At 74.7% G+C, this 19,587-nt stretch carries 8 protein-coding genes; 4 read left to right on the top strand and 4 right to left on the bottom strand.

Going from position 1 to position 19,587, the window contains the following annotated elements:
- Nucleotides 1–364 precede the first annotated feature (364 nt).
- The 4 genes from sbnB to ACH4LD_RS33040 form a co-directional block, all read right to left on the bottom strand.
- Entirely contained in the window at nucleotides 365–1,378 is a 1,014-nt protein-coding gene (gene sbnB / locus ACH4LD_RS33055) for a 2,3-diaminopropionate biosynthesis protein SbnB (protein WP_398057871.1), read from the bottom strand.
- Nucleotides 1,372–2,391 carry a 2,3-diaminopropionate biosynthesis protein SbnA gene (gene sbnA / locus ACH4LD_RS33050; protein ID WP_398057872.1) on the bottom strand — a complete coding sequence of 340 codons (1,020 nt, stop codon included), beginning with the start codon at nucleotides 2,389–2,391 and terminating at the stop codon, nucleotides 1,372–1,374. Before sbnA ends, sbnB begins: the two co-directional genes overlap by 7 nt.
- A 176-nt stretch (nucleotides 2,392–2,567) precedes the next feature.
- The gene (locus ACH4LD_RS33045; RefSeq protein WP_398057873.1) at nucleotides 2,568–3,851 is read right to left on the bottom strand and encodes an MFS transporter; all 1,284 of its coding nucleotides are present in this window, start codon (nucleotides 3,849–3,851) and stop codon (nucleotides 2,568–2,570) included.
- 33 nt (nucleotides 3,852–3,884) lie between these two features.
- Nucleotides 3,885–4,103, bottom strand: a complete 219-nt coding sequence (locus tag ACH4LD_RS33040) for an MbtH family protein (protein WP_398057874.1) — start codon at nucleotides 4,101–4,103, stop codon at nucleotides 3,885–3,887.
- 191 nt (nucleotides 4,104–4,294) lie between these two features.
- On the opposite strand from ACH4LD_RS33040, the gene ACH4LD_RS33035 reads away from it, so the two are divergent.
- The 4 genes from ACH4LD_RS33035 to ACH4LD_RS33020 are packed head-to-tail and all read left to right on the top strand — an operon-like array spanning nucleotide 4,295 to nucleotide 19,310.
- Complete coding sequence (locus ACH4LD_RS33035) at nucleotides 4,295–5,323, top strand: TauD/TfdA family dioxygenase (RefSeq protein ID WP_398057875.1); 1,029 nt, start codon at nucleotides 4,295–4,297, stop codon at nucleotides 5,321–5,323.
- Nucleotides 5,310–11,741, top strand: coding sequence for an amino acid adenylation domain-containing protein (locus tag ACH4LD_RS33030; protein ID WP_398057876.1), 6,432 nt, complete (start codon nucleotides 5,310–5,312; stop codon nucleotides 11,739–11,741). The genes ACH4LD_RS33035 and ACH4LD_RS33030 overlap by 14 nt, the downstream gene beginning before the upstream one ends.
- Nucleotides 11,738–19,033, top strand: coding sequence for an amino acid adenylation domain-containing protein (locus ACH4LD_RS33025; protein WP_398057877.1), 7,296 nt, complete (start codon nucleotides 11,738–11,740; stop codon nucleotides 19,031–19,033). The genes ACH4LD_RS33030 and ACH4LD_RS33025 overlap by 4 nt, the downstream gene beginning before the upstream one ends.
- Nucleotides 19,034–19,070: 37 nt before the next feature.
- Entirely contained in the window at nucleotides 19,071–19,310 is a 240-nt protein-coding gene (locus ACH4LD_RS33020; protein WP_398057878.1) for a hypothetical protein, read from the top strand.
- Nucleotides 19,311–19,587 lie beyond the last annotated feature (277 nt).

The raw sequence follows: 19,587 nt of genomic DNA, 5'->3' as shown, positions 1-19,587 counted from the left end.
GCCTGGGTGTGTGTCCTTGCGCGGGCCCGGCATCGGTCGTAGTGGGTGCGGGAGACGGGGTCGTGCGGGGTGGCGAGCGCGGAGAGGAGCATCGCGCGTTTGGGCTGCTGGTTGCCGCCTGTGGGGGCGTGTTCGCCAGGGCGTTTGACAGGCCGGGCCGGCGCTTCATGGTCCCCCGGGCCTGTCCCGGGCTGCCGAGCCGTGGAGACATGCCGGTGATCGTGGACATGGTCGAGGCGGTCGGTGATCTCGCCCTCCGGGGCGGACTCCGGCGGTCACCGTGACGGGCGCGCTCGCTGCCGCCGGGGCGTCCGGACCGTCCGGGCCGCCCCCCGCGCGGCCTGGACGGTCCCCCGGCCCCCGGTCAGCCTGCCGCCGCGTCGGCCGCGGCCGGCAGGAAGTCCGGTGCTCGCGTGCCCAGCCCCAGGGATTCGGCACGACGGCGGACGAGGTCGGCGAGGGCGAGGTCGAGGATGCCCAGGCCGAACGGGGAGAACACCGTGACACGGTCCTCGGCGCGTCTGAACGGCTTCCCGGAGCGCAGCACGGAACCGAGCGAGGTGGCGATGAAGTCCCGGTTGCCGCAGAGCTGTTCGGCCAGGTGCAGGGAAGTCGACTCGCGGCACACGTGGTCCGCGTCGTCGACCACGTTGACGGAGGTCAGGATGCTCCCCGGCGTGAGGTCGCGCAGCGACACGTGCAGGACCAGGGTGCCGCGCCGGCAGGCGTCGGTGGTCAGGTGCGGGGCGGACGCGGTGGTCGCCAGACAGACCAGCCGGTGCGCGGAGAGCGCCTCCTCGACGCTCAGGGCGACCTCGGTCTTCAGATCGGGCCAGCGCTCCTGGCAACGGGCGGCGAAGGCCTCCGCGCGGGCGTCGTCGAGGTCGAACACGGTGACCGCGGCCAGGTCGGGCAGAACGGCCCTGAGGCAGGCGAGGATCTCGAAGCCGATCACACCGCAGCCGACCAGGGAGACGCCGGTGTCGGGGACGGACGGGGCCAGCGTGGCCGCCGCGAGCGCGGCGCTCGCCGCGGTACGCCGGGCCGAGATCACCGAGCCCTCCAGCAGCGCCTCCGGCTGCCCGGTGACCATCGAGTTGAGGATCACCGCGGCGGAGGCCCGTTCCAGGCCGCGCGCGGTGTTGCCGGGGAACGAGGCGATCCACTTGATGCCCGCCACCGGCTCGTCCTCGCCGAGATAGGCCGGCAGCCCGATGATCCGGTTGCGCGGATCTTCGGGGAACCGGAGGAAGACCGAGTGGGGCAGGGCCGTACGGCCCTCGTCGTGCAGCAGGTACGCGCGGCGCACCGCCGCGACGATCTCGGCCTCGGCGTCGTCGAGGACCTGGTGGACCTCTGCGGCTCCCAGGATCAGCATGGTGCCTCCTTCATCGCCGGCTTCGGCTCTTTCCACAGGTGGGACACGTCGCCGAAGTGGCGGGCGACCCATTCGTCGTCGTAGATCGTGTCGAGGTAGCGCTCCCCGCGGTCGGGCAGCACCATCGCGCAGCGCGCGCCCGCCGGGATGCGGTCGGCCATCTGCTCGACGGCCGCCACCAGGGCCCCGGAGGAGCCGCCCGCGAGGACGGCCTCCCGGGCGGCGAGCCGCCGGCAGCCCACCACGCAGTCGAGGTCCGTCACGTGGACCACCTCGTCGGCGAGCCCGTCGCGGTGGAGCGCCGGCCGCACGGCCGCGCCGTGGCCCGGGATCAGCCGGGGCATCGGGACGTCGCCGAAGATGGCGCTGCCCCGGGCGTCCACCGCGACCACGGTCACCGGCAGTCGCCGTTCGCGGACGTACTCCGCGCAGCCGCGCAGGGTGCCGCACGAACCCGTCGCGCAGAACAGGTAGTCGACCCCGCCCGGCACCGCCTCCCACACCTCCCGCATGGTCCGCCGGTGCGCCTGCGGGTTGAGCGGATTGGCGTACTGGTTGGGCCAGTAGGCGCCCGGGATCCGGTCGACCAGCGCCTGGATGCGGCGGATCCGGACGGGCAGGTACTCGCCGGTCTCGGGGTCGCGCTCGTTCACCACCTCGACCTCCGCTCCGAGGGCCCGCATGACGGCGACGTTCTGCCGGTTGGTGCGGGGGTCCACCACGCAGATGAACCGGAGCCCGTAGTAGGCGCACACCTGCGCGAGCCCGATGCCGAGGTTGCCGGAGCTGGACTCGACGACCACCGAGCGGCCGGGTACGAGGGCGCCGCACCGGATGAGCCGGCGCAGCATCCCCAGGGCCGAGCGGTCCTTCATGCTGCCGCCGGGGTTGAAAGCCTCCAGCTTGGCGTAGGTGGTGAAGCGCCGCCCCGGCGCCAGCTTGGTGAGTTCGACCAGCGGAGTGCCGCCGATCGTGCCCAGAATACCGGGGGGCCCGTCGTCAGGTTCCGGCATGGCGGCCTCGCCCAGTCGGATCGGGGCACGGCCCGAGCATGGTGCGGAACACGCTGGTTCCTCCTGTCTGTACTGTCTGTACTGGCTGCACGGACTCCACTGCCTGCACTGTCCGCACTGGACCGGGGACGGCCCGGCCGCCGTCGCCAGGCGGTGACCCGCCGGGCCGCGGCGGGTCACCGCGTTGGCGGGCCGGGCGTGGTGCGAACGGAGCGGGCAAGGGACGCGGCGCCGGCGACGAGCACCATCCAGCCCGCCAGGGCCAGCGCGGCGGTGCGCGCGCCGGCCCGGTCGAGCAGCAGGCCGCCGAGCAGCGAGCCGATCGGCAGCGCCCCGCTGGACAGGGTGCTCGTCGCCGCGAGCACCCGGCCGCGCAACCGGTCAGGGGTGATGTCCAGTTGGTAGCCGCCGACCGCCACGTTCCACAGCGGTCCGACGAACCACATCGCGGCGTAGGCGGCGGCGAGCGAGAAGGGATCGCGGCTGAGCGCTATCACGGCCATCAGCACCGCCCACGCCCAGTTCGCCCCGATCACCAGGGCGCCCAGTCCCACCCGGCGGGCGAACCAGGGCGCCGCCAGCGAGCCGAGGAGCCCGCCGCCCCCCGCGACCCCCACCATCAGGCCCACCCCGGCCGAGGAGGCGCCGAGGTCGCCCGCCAGCACGATGGCGACCAGGAAGAGCGCCCGGAACATCAGGTTGCTGCCGGCCACCAGCAGGGCGGTGGTGCGCAGGAAGGGCTGGCGCCACAGCCACCCCAGACCCTCCCGGACCTGCGCGCCCATGCCGTCGCGGCGGTCGGACCGCTCGGCCTCGAACTCCTTGCGGATGAGGAGCAGTCCGGTCAGCGAGACCAGGTAGCTCACCGCGTCGGCCAGGAACGGGACGGCCCGGCCGAGACCGAACAGCGCACCGCCGAGCGGCGTGCCGAGCATCACGGCGGCCCGCCCGCGCGCCTCGTTGCGGGACAGGGCCAGCGAGAGCTGGCCGCGCGGCACGACGTTCGGGACGGCCGCGTGCGCGGCGAGCCCGTGGAACACCGTGAGCGCTCCCTCGGCGAATCCCACGGCCAGCACCAGCGGCAGGCCCAGGACGTCGAGGGCGGCGGCGACCGCGATGGCCGCGGCGCCGAGCGCACGCAGCCCGTCGCACCAGATCATCAGTCGCCGGCGCGGCCAGCGGTCCACCAGGGCGCCCGCCGGCAGCGGGAGGAGCAACCCGGGCAGTAGCGCCACGAACCCGGCCAGCCCGGCGGCGAACGGCGAGCCGGTCAGCGCCAGGACCAGCAGCGGGTAGGCGATGGTGGTGGCCGTGGATCCGAGCAGGGAGACCGCCGAGCCGCCCCACAGCAGCAGGAAGTCGCGGTTGCGGTGCAGCGGCACGACCGGTTCGGCGGCGGCCGGGTCCGGTGGTTCGGGCGGGCGCGGATCGGCCGGCGCCCTCGTGTCGGGGCTCGTCATCTGTCACACTCCCAGTCCGGCCGGGGCCGGACGCTAGCCGCGTGCCGCCTGCTCCATCTGCCGGCGCAGACTGAGCGGTCGCATGTCGGTCCAGACGGCGCCGATGTGGGCCAGGCACTCGGCCCGGGTGCCTTCGGTGCCCTCGGCGCGCCAGCCGAGCGGCAGCTCGCGGTCGGCGAGCCAGACGGAGTACTGCTCCTCGTCGTTGAGGACGACGCGGTACGTGCGCTCGTCGATGTCTTCCTCGGCCACGGCGGGGCCTCCCTCGGGTGAACTGCCGCGTCACGAACCTCACGTGACCGGTGGCGGCGCCGGAGAGCCTGCCGCAACGGCACCCCGCGCCCACAGAGAAGGAGGCGCAGTCACCGCCGCGCCGATGCTGCCGGTGTGACTGCCGGTTGTTCTCTCGGAGCGGCGACGGCCCGGCGGCGACGCTGAGGCGCATGACTGCGAACCCCTCCCTCGCGCCGGCCGGCCGCGCCCAGCAGCGCGACGCGAGCCGCGCCCTGCCCCTGACGCTGTCGGCCGAGTCGCCCGGTACGCCCCTGTCCGCATACCTGTCGGACGCCCGGCCGCTCGTCCGGGCCCGGCTGCTCGAACACGGTGCGGTGCTGCTGCGTGGTTTCGATGTCGGCGGTGTGGACGGCTTCGAGGCCGCGGTGCGGGCGGTCTCCGGCGCGCCGCTGCCCTACGCGGAGCGGTCCTCGCCGCGCAGCACCATCAAGGGACAGGTGTACACCTCGACCGATTACCCGCCGGACGAGGAGATCTTCCTCCACAATGAGAACTCCTACCAGGCGGACTGGCCGCTGACCCTGTTCTTCCACTGCGTGCAGCCGCCCGACACCCTCGGCGCCACACCGCTCGCCGACACCCGCCGGGTGTACGAGGCGATCGACCCCGCCGTCCGGGAGGAGTTCGCCGCCCGGGGCTGGATGGTCGTGCGCAACTTCTCCGACGGCTTCGGCGTGCCCTGGCAGCAGGCCTTCAACACCGGCGACCGCGGCGAGGTGGAGGCGTACTGCGCCCGCAACGGTGTCCAGACGGAGTGGACCGCGGACGGCCTGCGGACCCGCGCGCGCCGCCGGGCGGTGCACCGCCACCCGGTGACCGGCGAGACGGTCTGGTTCAACCACCTCACCTTCTTCCACGTGACCACGCTGTCCGAGGAGGTGTGCGGCGCGCTGCGCGAGATGTACGACGACACGCGGCTGCCGACCAACACCTACTACGGCGACGGCAGCCCCGTCCCGGACGAGGTGGTCGCGCACCTGCGGTCCTGCTACCGCGCCGAACAGCGGCGCTTCGACTGGCAGCGCGACGACGTGCTCCTCGTCGACAACATGCTGTCCGCGCACGCCCGCGAGCCGTTCACCGGGCCGCGCCGGATCGCCGTTGCCATGGCCGAGCCGTTCTCGGCCGCCGTGCGGCGCTCCGCCCCGTCCGCGGAGGTGACCGATGTCCGCCGGTGACAGCGGCCTGCCGCTCTCGTTCGCCCAGGAACAGCTGTGGTTCCTGGACCAACTCCGCTCCGGCGCTTCCACCGAGTACCTGATGTGCGAGGCGTTCCGCATCGGCGGCCCGCTCGACGCGCGGGCACTGGAAGCGGCGTTCACCGAGATCTCGGCGCGGCACGAGGTACTGCGCACCCGTTACGGCACCGCCGCGGGCGCCGGGGTCCAGTACGTGGACGAGCCCGGCCCGGTCCGGCTCGCCCGGCTGGACCTGACCGGCACCGCGCCGGCGGACCGCGAGGCGCGCGTGCGCGAACTCCACGCGGCCGAGCTGCGCACACCGATCGACCTCTGCGCCCGGGCGCCCTGGCGGCTGACGCTGGTCCGGTTCGCCGAGGACGACGCCGCCCTGCTGGTGACGGTCCACCACATCGCCTTCGACGGCTGGTCCTGGGGGGTCCTGGCCCGGGAACTGCACGAGCTGTACACCGCGTTCACGGCCGGCCGGCCCTCGCCGCTCGCACCGCCGGCGGTGCAGTACGCGGACTTCGCGCAGTGGCAGCGCGACACCTGGGCGACCGCCCCCGCACGGGCCGAGCGGCGGCGCGGCTACTGGCGGGAGCGGCTGGCGGGCCTGGAGCCGCTGGAGCTGCCCGCCGACCGCCGTCGCCCGTCGCAGTGGGACCCGGCCGGGGACAGCGTCGCGTTCACGGTGCCGGCGGAGCTGGCCGAGCGGCTGGCGGTGCTCGGCCGGGACGCGGGCGCGACCCCGTTCATGGTGCACCTGGCAGCGTTCCAGCTCCTGCTCGCCCGCTGGTCCGGCCGGACCGACGTGGCGGTCGGCGTGTCCGTCTCGGACCGCGGCGAGGTGGAACTGGAGCCGCTCGTCGGCCTGTTCCTCAACACCGTGGTGCTGCGCACCGACCTGTCCGGCCACCACTCGTTCCTCGACCTGCTCGCGCGGGTCAGGGACACCACCCTGGACGCCTACGAGCACCAGGACGTCCCCTTCGGCTGGGTGGTGGCCGACCTCGCGCCCGAACGGGACCCCTCCCGCAACCCGGTGTTCCAGGTGGGCTTCGCGCTGCACAACGCCGAACGCCGCCCACTGCGGCTGCCCGGACTCGACGTCGCGAAGATCGCGCCCGCGACCGACCGCTCCGCCTTCGACCTGTCCCTGCACCTGTCCGACCTCCCCGACGGCTCGATGGCGGCCCGGCTCATCTTCCCCACCGCGCTGTTCGACCGCGCGCGGATCGAACGGATGGCGGCGAGCCACTTGCGCCTGCTCGCCGGCATCGCCGAGCACCCGGACATCCCCGCGCACACGCTGGAGACCGTCCCCGACGCGGAACTGGCGGCTTTCCAGCGCTGGAACCGCACCGAGACCGAGCGCCCGCGGCAGTCGCTCGCCGAGCTCTTCTTCGCCCAGGCCCTGGCCACCCCGGACGCCGTGGCCGTGGTGTCCGGCACGGAGGAGACCCGCTACGCCGACCTCGCCGACCGGGTACGGCGTCTGGCCGGCGTGCTGCGTGCGCGCGGCGTAGGCCCCGAGCACGCGGTGGGCGTCGCGCTGCACCGCGGGACCGACCTGGTCGCCACCGTCCTCGCGGTGCTCACCGCCGGCGGCGTGTACGTGCCGCTCGCCCCGGAACACCCGGAGGACCGGCTCGCCCACCTGGTCACCGACGCCCGAGTGACCCTGCTGGTCACCGAACAGTCCCTCGCGGGGCGGCTGCCGGCCCACCCGAACACCCTCGTCCTCGACGCCGTCCGGCCCGCGGCGGACGAGGAGGCCCCGGCCCTGGAACCCGCGGGCGCGCCTGGCACGCGGGCCGCCTACGTGATGTACACCTCCGGCTCGACCGGCCGGCCCAAGGGCGTCGTCGTACCGGAGGCCGCCATCCGCAACCGCGTCCTGTGGTCGGTGGAACGCTTCGGCCTCGGCCCCGGCGACCGGGTGCTGCAGAAGACCACCATCGGTTTCGACGCCGCACTGTGGGAGTTCCTCTCCCCGCTGGTGTGCGGTGCCGCGGTGGTGACCGGCCCGCAGGACGCCCACCGAGACCCGGCGGTGATGCTCCGCGCCGTGGCCGACCACCGGGTCACCGTGCTCCAGGGCGTGCCCTCGATGCTGCGCCTGCTGCTGGAGGAGCCGGCCGTCGCCGACTGCGCCTCGCTGCGCCTCGTGTGCTCGGCGGGCGAGCCGCTGACCGCCGAGCTGGCCGGCCGGCTGCGCCGCGCGTTCGACGCGGAGGTGGTCAACACCTACGGCCCCACCGAGTGCGCCGTGGACTCCACCGCCTGGCGGTTCGACCCGAACGAGCCGGGTGACCTGGTGCCGATCGGCCTGCCGCTGCCCAACGCGCGCACGTACGTGGTGGACGCCGAGGGCCGGCAGGTGCCCCTCGGGGTGACCGGCGAGCTGCATGTCGGCGGCATCGGCCTCGCCCGCGGGTACGCCGGCCGGGGCGACCTCACCGCCGACCGGTTCGTGCCCGACCCGGACGCGACCGAGCCCGGCGCCCGCCGCTACCGCACCGGGGACCTGGTGCGGCGCCGCGCGGACGGCGCGCTGGAGTACGTCGGACGTGTCGACGACCAGGTCAAGATCGGCGGAGTGCGGATCGAGCCCGGCGAGATCGAGGTCCTGCTGGCGGCCCACCCGTCGGTGGCCGCCGCCGTGGTGGCCGTGCACCGCTCCGGCACCGGCGACGCGCGGCTGACCGGCTACGCGGTGCCCGTCGCGGGGGAGCGGCTCGACCCGGAGGCGCTGCGCGCCCACCTGGCCGCCGCGCTCCCGGAGGCGATGCTGCCGGCCGCCCTCGTCGAACTCGCCGAGCTGCCGCTCACACCCAACGGAAAGGTGGACCGCCGCCGGCTGCCGGCCCCCGCCGAACCGGACCGGCCCGCCGCCGGCGTCCGGCGGGCACCGCGCACCGCCGCGGAGGAGACCGTGGCGGAGCTGATGGCCGAGATCCTCGGCGTCGGACACGTCGGCGCCGAAGACGACTTCTTCCTGCTCGGCGGGCACTCCCTGCTCGCCATCAAGCTCGTGCTGCGGCTGCGGCGCGCCTTCGGCACCGAACTGACCGTCGGCGAGCTGTTCCAGGCCAGGACGGTCGCCGCCCTGGCCGCGCGGGTCGCGCGGACCGACCCGGGCACGGACCCGGACGCGATCCTGCCGGCGGGCCGGGGCCGCCCGCTGCCGCTCTCCTTCGGTCAGCAGCGGATGTGGTTCCTCGATCAGCTCGAACCCGGCACGAACGAGTACGTCGTCCCGCTGGCGCTGCGACTCACCGGAGCGCTCGACACCGTGGCGCTGCGCCACGCGCTGGACGCCCTGTCCGAACGGCACGAGGTACTGCGCACCAGATACCGCTCCGAGGACGGCGAACCCGCCCAGGTCGTCGACCCCGCCGGGCCGGTCGACTTCGTCCTCGTCGACCTGACGGACGCGCCGGACACCGAGGACCGGGCCCGGACCCTGCTGGAGGAGCTGGCCCGCCGTCCGTTCGACCTCGAACGCGAGCACCCGCTGCGGGCGACCCTGATCCGCACCGCCCCGCAGCAGCATCTCCTCGTCCTCGCCCTGCACCACATCGCCTTCGACGCCTGGTCGACCAACGTCTACCTGCGCGACCTGGACCTCGCCTACCGGGCCCTCGCCGCGGGAGAACCGGTGCCGCACGCACCGCAGCCCGTGCGCTACGCCGACTTCGCGGTGTGGCAGCGCGCCCAGCAGCGGGCCGGCCGGCTGGACCACCAGCTCGCCTACTGGCGCGACCGCCTGACCGGCCTCACTCCCGTCGAACTGCCCACCGACCGGGTCCGCTCGGCCGTCCGCGACACCCGGGGCGACAACGTCGTCGTCGAGGTGGCGCCGGAGACGGCCCGCGCCGTCGCCGAACTGGCCGGCCGGCACGGAGCGACCCCCTTCATGGTGATGCTCGCCGCCTTCCAGGTGCTGCTGCGGCGCTGGACCGGCCGCGACGACCTCGCGGTGGGGACCCCGGTCGCCGGACGCACGCGCCAGGAGACCGAGGACCTGGTCGGGTTCTTCACCAACAGCCTGGTCATCCGCAGCGACCTCGGCGGCGACCCCGTCTTCACCGATCTGCTGGAGCAGGTCCGCGGCACCGTCCTCGACGCCTTCGCCCACCAGGACGTGCCCTTCGAGCACCTGGTCGACGCGCTCCAGCCCGAGCGGGACCTCTCCCGCAACCCGCTGTTCCAGATCATGTTCGAGCACCAGCACCTGGCGGGCGTTCCCGACCGGCTCGGTGCCGTGGCCGTGGAGCCGGTCCGCGCCGGACTGGAGACCGCCAAGTTCGACCTCACCGTGACCGTCAAGGAACGCGGCGGACGCATGTACTGCTGGTTCGAGTACGCGACCGCGCTCTTCGACCGCGAGACCGTCGAGCGGATGGCCGGTCACTACCTGACGCTCATCGGCAGCGTCACCGCCACCCCCGGCGCGCGCATCGGCGACCTCGCCATGCTCACCGAGGACGAGCGGCACCGCGCCCTCACCGTCTGGGCGGACCCGGAGTCCGAACGGGCCGGCGTGCTCGACCCGCCCGAGGAACACGGGCTGTGCGTACCGGAACTGTTCGCCCGGCAGGTGCGCCGCTCCCCGGACGCGATCGCCGTCGTCTTCGGCGACCAGCAGGTCAGCTACGCCGAACTCGACGCGCGGTCCGACCGGTTCGCCGCCCGGCTGCGGTCCCTCGGGGTCACCGCTGAGACGGTCGTCGGCTCCTGCCTGGAACGCGGTGTCGAGGCCGTCGTGGTGCTGCTCGCCGTGCTCAAGGCCGGCGGCGTGTACGTGCCGTTCGACCCCCGGCACCCGGCCGAGCGGCTGGAGCTGATGCTCGCCGACGCCGGCCCCGGACTCGTCGTCACCACCCGCGCGTTCGCCGGCCGGCTGACCGGCGCGCACCGGGTGGTCCTGGCCGACGCCGACGCCCAGGAGGAGACGGGCGCCCCGACCGGCGCGCCCGCGCCCGTCCCGGCCCGGCCGGGGAACCTCGCCTACGTCATCTACACCTCCGGCTCGACCGGCCGTCCCAAGGGCGTGATGATCGAGCACCGTGCCTACGCCCACCACTGCCGTATCATCGCCGACGCTTACGGGATCGCCCCCGGCGAACGCGTGGCACTGCTGTCCGCGCTCACCTTCGACGTGGCGATGGACCAGATCGCGGCGACCCTGGTGGCCGGCGCCACCGTCGTCGTCGCCGACCCGGTGTTCTGGACCCCGGAGGAACTGCCCGCCCGGCTCGCCGAGCACGGCGTCACCGTCCTGGAGATCACCCCGTCCTACTACCGGGCCGTCCTGGAGTCGCCCGACCTCCCCCTGCTCGACTCCCTGAAACTGATGAACGTCGGCAGCGACGTGGTCACCGGCCTGGACGCGCGACGCTGGGCCGAGACCGGCCTGCCCGCACGCTTCCTGTGCAACTACGGGCCGACCGAGGCCACCGTCACCTGCCTGCTGCACCCCGTCCCCGACACCCCCGCCGAGGGCGACGCGGCCGGCGCCCTGCCGCTGGGCCGGCCCGTCCCCGGCACCCGGGCGCACATCCTGGACGCGGACCTGCGCCCCGTCCCGGTCGGCGTGCCCGGCGAGCTCTACCTCGGCGGGGTCCGGCTGGCCCGCGGCTACCACCGGCGGCCCGACCTCACCGCGGAGCGGTTCGTCCCCGACCCCTTCGCCACCGAGCCCGGCCGGCGCCTCTACCGCACCGGCGACCTCACCCGCCACCGGCCGGACGGCACCATCGAGTTCCTCGGCCGCATCGACCACCAGGTCAAGGTCCGCGGCCTGCGCATCGAACTTGGCGAGATCGAGGCCGCGCTCGCCCGCCACCCGGCCCTCCAGGAGGCGGTCGTCACCGCCCCGGAGACCGCCCCGGGCGAACGACGGCTCGCCGCCTACCTGGTGGCACGCCCCGGCAGCCCGGTGCCCGACGTGGCCGAACTGCGCGCACACCTGGGCGCCCTCCTGCCCGAGTACATGATCCCCTCGGTGTGGGTGCCGCTCGACGCGTTCCCGCTGACGGCCAGCAAGAAGATCGACCGCAAGGCCCTGCCGGACGCCTCCGCCGCCCTGGCCGGCGCCGCCCGCGATCACCTCGACCCCCGCGATCCCGTCGAGGAGGCCGTCGCCGGAATCTGGTCCGAGGTCCTGGGTGTGGAGCGGATCGGCGCCCAGGACGACTTCTTCGCCCTCGGCGGCCACTCACTGCTGGCCACCCGGGTGCTGGCCCGGCTCCGCGAGGCCTTCGCCGTCGAGCTGCCGCTGCGCCTGCTGTTCGAGGCCACCACCGTGGCCCGGCTCTCCGAAGCGGTGTCCGAGGCCGTGGAGGCCGACGTCGCCGCCCTCTCCGACCAAGAAGTGGCGGGCCTGCTCGCCGAGGAAGGCCCGCGATGACCGACACCAGGGACCGCGACCAGCTCAGGCAGGAACTGCTCCGCCGGCGCCTCGCCGGCCGGGCCGCCCCCGCCCCGGCGGAGGGCATCGCCCGAGCGCCGCGCGGCGGCCCGCTCCCGCTCTCCTTCGCCCAGCGCCGCCTGTGGATCCTCGACCGGCTCCGGCCCGGCACCACCGAGTACCTGATGACCGTGGCGCTCCGACTGCGCGGCCCTCTCGACCGGGCCGCACTGCGCACCGCGCTGGACGGCGTGCAGCACCGGCACGAGGTGCTGCGCACCCGCTACCCGCTGGTCGACGGCGAACCCGTGCAGTTCGTCGACGAGCCGGGGAGCGTCCCCCTCGACGAGGAGGACCTCAGCGCACTCGACCGCACGGCCGCCGACGCCCGCGTCGCCGCCCTGACCACCGTCGCGCGCCGGCCCGTCGACCTCGCCGAGGGCCCGGTGTTCGCCGCCGTGCTGGCCCGGCTGGCACCGCACGAGCACGTCCTCCTGCTCACCGTCCACCACATCGCCTGCGACGGACGGTCCGAGGACATCCTCGTCCGCGAACTGGCGGAACGCTACGCGGACGCGGTCGCCGGACGGCCCACCCGCACGCCCGAACCGCCTGTGCGCTACGCCGACTTCGCGCTGTGGCAGCGCGAACGGCTCTCCGGCGCGGCGCTACGCGGCCCGCTGGAGCACTGGCGCGAACGGCTGGCCGGCCTGCCGCCCCTGGATCTGCCCACCGACCGGCCCCGCCCCGCCGTGCGCGACGCGGCGGGCGGTCTCGCACCGCTCACCGTGCCGGCCGGCACCGCCCGGCGGCTCACGGCGCTCGCCCGGGAGAACGGCGCCACCCCCTTCATGGCGCTGCTGGCCGCGCACGCCGTCCTGCTCGGCCGCTGGAGCGGACGGCGCGACGTCGCCGTCGGCTTCCCGGTGGCCGGACGCGACCGCGCGGAACTCGACGACGTGGTCGGCCTCTTCCTCAACACGCTGGTGCTGCGGGTCGACCTGTCCGGGGGGCCGTCGTTCGCGCACCTGCTGCGACAGGTCCGCGAACGCGCCCTCGACGCATACGCCCACCAGGAGATCCCCTTCGAGCGGCTGGTCGAGGAACTGGCGCCGCAGCGGGACCCGTCCCGCACGCCGCTGTTCTCCTCCATGCTGCTGTGGCAGGACGCGGACGGCTCGGCGGCGCCGACGGCCATGGGCCCCCTGACGGCCGAGCGACTGCCGGTCGGCGAGAGCAGCGCCAAGTTCGACCTCACCGTGGGCCTCGCCGCGCGGCCCGACGGTTCGCTGTCCGGAGGCGTCAACTACGCCACGGCGCTGTTCGACCACGCGACGGCCGAGCGGTTCGCCGCACAGTTCGCCCGCCTCCTCCTGAGCGCGGTCGCCTCGCCCGACACCCCCGTCGACGAACTGGAGATCCTGCCCGCGGCGGAACGCGACCGCCAGCTCCTCGACTGGAACGCGACCGGACGGCACTACCCGGCCGGCACCCTCCCGCTGCTGTTCGAGGCCCAGGCCGCCCGCACCCCCGACGCCGACGCCGTGCGCTTCGAGGGCGCCGCCCTCAGCTACCGGGAGCTGAACGAGCGGGCCGGCCTGCTCGCCCGCCACCTGCGCACCCTCGGCGTCGGACCCGAGTCCGTGGTCGGGGTCTGCCTGCACCGCGGCACCGACCTCGTGGTGGCGCTGCTGGCGGTCCTCAAGGCCGGCGGCGCCTACCTGCCGCTCGACCCGGACTACCCCGCCGACCGGCTCGCCTTCATGCTGGAGGACTCCGGCGCCCGCGCCGTGATCACCGAACCCGGGCCGGCCCCCCTGCTGCGCGACCGCGCGCCGCACCTGGTCGACATCACCGCGGGCGTCCCCGAAGGCAGCACGCACACCGCCCCGGCCGTCGCGGCCGCCCCCGGGCACCCGGCCTACCTGATCTACACATCGGGCTCCACCGGCCGCCCCAAGGGCGTGCTCGTCGAGCACCGCGCCATCGTCAACCGGCTGCACTGGATGCAGGAGGCCTACGGACTCGGCGCCGACGACCGGGTGCTCCAGAAGACGCCCTACAGCTTCGACGTCTCGGTGTGGGAGTTCTTCTGGCCCCTGCTCACCGGCGCGACCCTGGTGCTCGCCCGCCCCGGCGGCCACCGCGACCCGGCCTACCTGGCCGGGCTGATCGGCGCCGAGGCCATCACGACCGTCCACTTCGTCCCGTCGATGCTGCGGGCCTTCCTCGCCGAACCGCTGCCGCCGCTGCCCTCGCTGCGCCGCATGGTGTGCAGCGGCGAGGCGCTCCCCGCCGACCTCGTCACCGCTGTGCACGAACGGATCGGCTGCGAGCTGCACAACCTGTACGGGCCGACCGAGGCCGCGGTCGACGTCACCGCGACCCGGTGCGAGCCGGGCCTTCCCGTCACCATCGGCCGCCCGATCGCCAACACCCGCGCCTACATCCTCGACGCCGCCCTGCGGCCGGTGCCGATCGGCGTGCCCGGCGAACTCCTCCTCGGGGGCGTCCAGCTCGCCCGCGGCTACCTGAACCGCCCGGCGCTCACCGCCGACCGCTTCGTGCCCGACCCCTTCGCCGCCGAACCCGGCGGGCGGCTGTACCGCACCGGCGACCTGGCACGATACCGGGCGGACGGCACGATCGAGTACCTGGGCCGGCTGGACCACCAGGTGAAGATCCGCGGCCAGCGGGTCGAGCTCGGCGAGATCGAGGCCGTACTGGCCGAGGCCCCCGGTGTCGCGGCCGCGGCCGTCGCCGTGCACGACGAACAGCTCGTGGGATACCTGGTACCGCCCTCGGCCGATGTGGAGGCCGCCCGGGAACACCTGCGCGCTCGGCTCCCGGAACACATGCGGCCCGTGCACTGGACCCTGCTGGAGGCACTGCCCCTGACGCCCAGCGGCAAGACCGACCGCACGGCGCTGCCCGCACCCGACCGTACACGGCGGACCGACCTGGTAGGCGCGTTCGTCGCCCCCACCACGGACACCGAGCGGACCCTCGCGGACGCCTTCGCCGCCGCCCTCGGCGTCGACAAGGTCGGGGTGCACGACGGCTTCTTCCAGCTCGGCGGGGACTCCATGCGCGCCATCCGGGCCGTCGGAGCACTGCGCGACCAGGGGCTGTCCCTCACCGTGCAGGACGTCTTCGCCCGGCAGACCGTCGCCGAGCTGGCCCCCCTCGCGGCCGCCCGGCCGGCGGCCGAGCCGCAGGAGACCACCCTCGCCGGCCGCTTCGAGCTGCTGGCCCCGGACGACCGGGCCCGGCTCCCCGAAGGACTGGCCGACGCCTACCCCATGGGGCAGGTCCAGACGGGCATGGTCTACGAGATGCTCGCCGACCCCGGGCGCAACACCTACCAGAACGTCAGCACCTTCCAGATCCTGGACGACGGCCCGTTCTCCGCGGACGCGTTCACCGGCGCGGTCCGCCTGCTGATCGAACGGCACGAGATCCTGCGCACCTCCTTCCACCTCACCGGCTACTCCGAACCGCTCCAGTTCGTGCACGCCCCGGACGGCCTGGAGGTGGAGATCGGCGTCACCGACCTGCGCGGCCTGCCGGCCGAGGAACAGCGGGCACGCGTACGGGAATTCCGCGCCGCGGCCCAGCGCACCCCGTTCGACATCGGCCGGGCGCCCCTGCTGCGCTACCACGCCCACCTGACCGGCGACCGGGAGTGGCTGCTGACGCACATCGAATGCCACGCCATCCTGGACGGCTGGAGCCACCACTCGGTCATCGGTGAACTGCGGGCCGCCTACCGCGAGCTGTCCCGGGGCGCCGTGAGCCCGCCCGCCGCCCCGCCACGGGTCCGCTACGCCGACTTCGTCCGGCTGGAGAAGCAGGCCCTGGCCTCGCCGGCGGACCGCGCGTTCTGGCAGCAGCGGATCACCGGTCACGAACGGCTCCGGCTGCCCGCCGACAGCGCCCCCGCCGCGGCCGGCTCGCCGGCCCCCGAGGTACGGCTGCCCTGGCGCGACCTCGAACCGCGGCTGCGGCGCCTCGCCGCCGAGACCCAGACCTCGCTCAAGAGCGTCCTGTACACCGCGCACCTGAAGGTGCTCGGTCTCCTCAGCGGCCAGCACCGCTTCCTCGCCGGCGCCGTCACCAACGGCCGGCCCGAACTGCCCGGCGGCGACCGGGTGCGCGGCATGTACCTCAACACGGTGCCGTTCGCCGTCGACCTGCGGGCGCCGAGCTGGCGCGAACTGGTGCGGTCCGTGTTCGCCGAGGAACTGGCCCTGTGGCCCCACCGGCGCTACCCGCTGCCCGCCATGCAGCACGAGTGGGGCGGCGGCGAACCCCTCGTCGAGGTGGTCTTCGCCTACCTGGACTTCCACGTGCTCGACGAGCAGCGCACGGACATCGGCACGATCGACGACCACAGCCCCAACGAGTTCACCTTCGACGTGTGGACCTTCCCCGGCGAGCTGCGCATGACCTGCCGTCCCGGCTGGGCGGACGAGGACCGGCTGTCGGCCATCGCGGACACCTTCCTGGACATCCTCACCGCCATGGCCGACGACGCCGACGGGGACCCGCGCGCGTTCCGCGCCCGCGCCCTGGAGCAGACGAGCGCGACGCCGGCCGGCACCCGGCCGCTGCCCGAGGTCTGCGTGCCCGAGCTGCTCGCCGCCCGCGCCCGCCCCGACGCGACCGCGTTGGAGGACGGGCCGCGGCGGATGACCTACCGTGAACTCGACGCCCGCGCCAACCAGCTGGCCCACCTGCTGCGCGGGCTCGGCACCGGCCCGGAGAAGCCGGTCGGGCTCTGCCTGGACCGCGGTGCCGAAGCCGTGGTGGCCATGCTCGCCGTCCTCAAGGCCGGCGGGTACTACGTGCCGCTCGACCCCGCCTACCCGGACGCGCGCATCGGCTACGTCCTGGCCGACGTCGGCGCAGACGTGGTGCTGTGCCGCCCGCAGGACACCACCCGCCTGTCCGGGTTCACCGGCGTCCGCGGCGTGCCCCTGGACGCACGGTGCGCCGTACTCGACGGGCTGCCCGACACCCCGGTGCGGGCGGGCACGGTCCCCGACAACCTGGCGTACGTCACCTACACCTCGGGCTCCACCGGCCGGCCCAAGGGCGTGCAGGTCACGCACCGGGCGATCGTCCGGCTGGTGCACGACGCGAACTACGCCGACCTCGACCCGGAACAGGTCCTGCTGCTGCACGCGCCGCTCGCCTTCGACGCGTCCACCCTGGAGGTCTGGGGAGCACTGGCCAACGGAGCCCGGCTCGCCGTGTGCCCGCCCGGGGCGACCACGGCCGACGAACTGGCCGAGGTGGTCCGCCGGCACGGCGTGACACTGCTGTGGCTCACCGCCGGACTGTTCCAGCACATGGTGGAGGCCCGCCCGGAGGCGCTGGCCGGCGTACGACAGGTGCTCGCCGGCGGCGACGCGCTCTCACCCTCGCACGTGCGCACGGCCCTGGCGCACGGCGTGGCGCTGACCAACGGCTACGGCCCCACCGAGTGCACCACCTTCAGCACCGCGCTGCGCGGGGTGACCGAGGCCGACGCCGACCGGGGCGTGCCGATCGGCACGCCGATCACCGACACCCGGGTGCTGGTCGTCGACGAGGACCTCGACCCCGTGCCCGTCGGGGTGCCCGGCGAACTCCTCATCGGCGGCCCCGGACTCGCCCGCGGCTACCTGGGGCGTCCCGACCTGACCGCGGACCGCTTCGTGCCGGACCCCTCCGGGACCGTCCCCGGGGCGCGCATGTACCGCACCGGGGACATCACCCGCCGCGACGCCGACGGAACGCTGTCCTTCCTCGGCCGGCGCGACGGCCAGGTGAAGATCCGCGGCCACCGGGTGGAGCCGGCCGAGGTGGAGGCCGCGCTCGGCGACCTGCCGTCCGTCCGGGCCGCGGCGGTCGCCGTCCACCCCGGGCCGGACGGCCACAAACGGCTCACCGGCTACGTCGTCCTCGAACCCGGGAACGGCCCGCTCGACGTCGCCGCACTGCGCGCCGAGCTCCGGCGGCGGGTGCCCGACCATCTGGTGCCCGGCGCCTGGGTGGAACTGGCCGCCCTCCCGCTCACCGGCAACGGCAAGATCGACCGGGCCGCGCTGCCCGAGCCCGCCCGGCCCGCCACGGCACCGGACCACACGGCCCCGCGCACCCCCGCCGAGCGCGCCCTGGCCGAGGTCTGGGGCGAGGTCCTCGGTGTGGAGGACATCGGCGTGGACGACGACTTCCACGTCCTCGGCGGTCACTCCCTGGCCATCCTCCGGATCATCGCCCTGCTACGCGAACGGCACGGCATCGAACTGACCGTGCGCTCGTTCCTGGAGCACCCCACCGTAGCCGGGCTCGCCGCGGTCGCCGAGGCCGGCGCGCCCCAGACCCGGTCCCTGCTGTGGCTGCGGCGCGAGGGCGGCAGGCCGCCGCTGTTCTGCGTGCACCCCGGAGGCGGCAGCGCCCACTGGTACCGCCCGCTGGTACGGCACCTCCACCCCGACCAGCCGGTCGCGGCGTTCGCCTGGCCCGGCCTCCAGGCCGAGCACGGGCCCGTGCCCTCGACGGAACAGATGGCGGAGCGCTACCTGGCCGAGCTGCGGGCCGAGGCGCCGCACGGCCCCTACCGGCTGTTCGGCTGGTGCGGCGGCAGCGGCATCGCGAGCGAGATGGCGCACAGGCTCGCCGCCGACGGCGAGGAGGTCACCTTCATCCTCCTCGACCCGGGCCTGGACAACCACGAGCGGATCGAGCTGTGGCGGGAGTACTGGCTGATCGAGAGCTGCGTGGCCAAGCTGACGGAGCTGGCCGCCGCGCCGCCCGAAGAGGACACCTCGGCGCTGCGGGCGCAGACCCTGGCACTGCTCGAACACCTCGTGGACGACGTCGACCCGGAGGTGGGGATCACCCTGCCGGAACACGGCGCCGGCGACGTGTGGCTGCCCTCCGCGAAGATGTGGCGGGAGGTCATGGAGATGTGCCTGACCTACCGCCACCGCCCCTACGGCGGCCGGCTGCACCTGATCGCCAGCGACGAACTGGCGGACGGGAAGCACGAGGTGGCCTCCGGGCAGTCGTTCCCCGACTACCTCGCCCGCTGGCGCGAGCTCACGGGGGACGTGACACTGCACCGGATCCCCGGTGACCACTTCGGCGTGATGAAGCCGCCGCACCTCGGCCGACTCGCCGATACCGTCACGGGCATCCTCGCCGAAGCCGAAGCCGAAGCCGAAGCCGAAGCCGAAGCCGAAGCCGAAGCCGAAGCCGAAGCCGAAGCCGAAGCCGAAGCCGAAGCCGGGGGCGCCGGCTGACGGCGCCGGACGGGACGGCCGGGAGGGCGGGGGCGCCGTGGGCGCCCCCGCCCTCCCGTCGTCGGCCGCGCCGGCCGCCGGCCCCGGGGCGCGCGCCGTGCTCATCACCCCACCGGGCCGAGCGGTCCTGGACGAGGACGCCGCGCGGCCCGGGCACCTGCGCCGCCGGCCCCCGGGGGGGAAGGGCCCGGACGACACCGCCCACCGGCGGATCGCGGGCGATCCGGCCGCGGTCCCGCAGGCCCGGAGGGTCGTCCGCCGGCGGAGCTGCGCCTGATCCCACCGGGACGTTGTGGACGCGGACGGGACATCCGTGAAGTCGGGCAGGGTGGACAGCTGTACGACCTTGTGGCAGCCCGGTGGCCGCGAGTAAGGCGAGTGCCGGGCCGGTGTGACGCGCGGCGCGCCTCCTCATGGCCGGGCCGGAGGGGGTTCAGGCCCTGCTCACGACCGTGTGGAACGGTGCGGCTACCGCATCCCGGTGCCGTCCGGACGGGCGCCCCCGGACCCCCGGCCGTTCGGCGCCGCACGCGACCGGGCCGGGCTCCTGGAGA

The organism is Streptomyces sp. NPDC017676 (assembly GCF_044329325.1).
Lineage (GTDB): Bacteria > Actinomycetota > Actinomycetes > Streptomycetales > Streptomycetaceae > Streptomyces.
This window is presented reverse-complemented; position numbering and strand designations above follow the sequence as displayed.

Bases quoted from the DNA above. Each gene is read 5' to 3' on its own strand.
- sbnB (WP_398057871.1), bottom strand. From the start codon at position 1,378: ATGCTGATCCTGGGAGCCGCAGAGGTCCACCAGGTCCTCGACGACGCC.
- sbnA (WP_398057872.1), bottom strand. From the start codon at position 2,391: ATGCCGGAACCTGACGACGGGCCCCCCGGTATTCTGGGCACGATCGGC.
- ACH4LD_RS33045 (WP_398057873.1), bottom strand. From the start codon at position 3,851: ATGACGAGCCCCGACACGAGGGCGCCGGCCGATCCGCGCCCGCCCGAA.
- ACH4LD_RS33035 (WP_398057875.1), top strand. From the start codon at position 4,295: ATGACTGCGAACCCCTCCCTCGCGCCGGCCGGCCGCGCCCAGCAGCGC.
- ACH4LD_RS33030 (WP_398057876.1), top strand. From the start codon at position 5,310: ATGTCCGCCGGTGACAGCGGCCTGCCGCTCTCGTTCGCCCAGGAACAG.
- ACH4LD_RS33025 (WP_398057877.1), top strand. From the start codon at position 11,738: ATGACCGACACCAGGGACCGCGACCAGCTCAGGCAGGAACTGCTCCGC.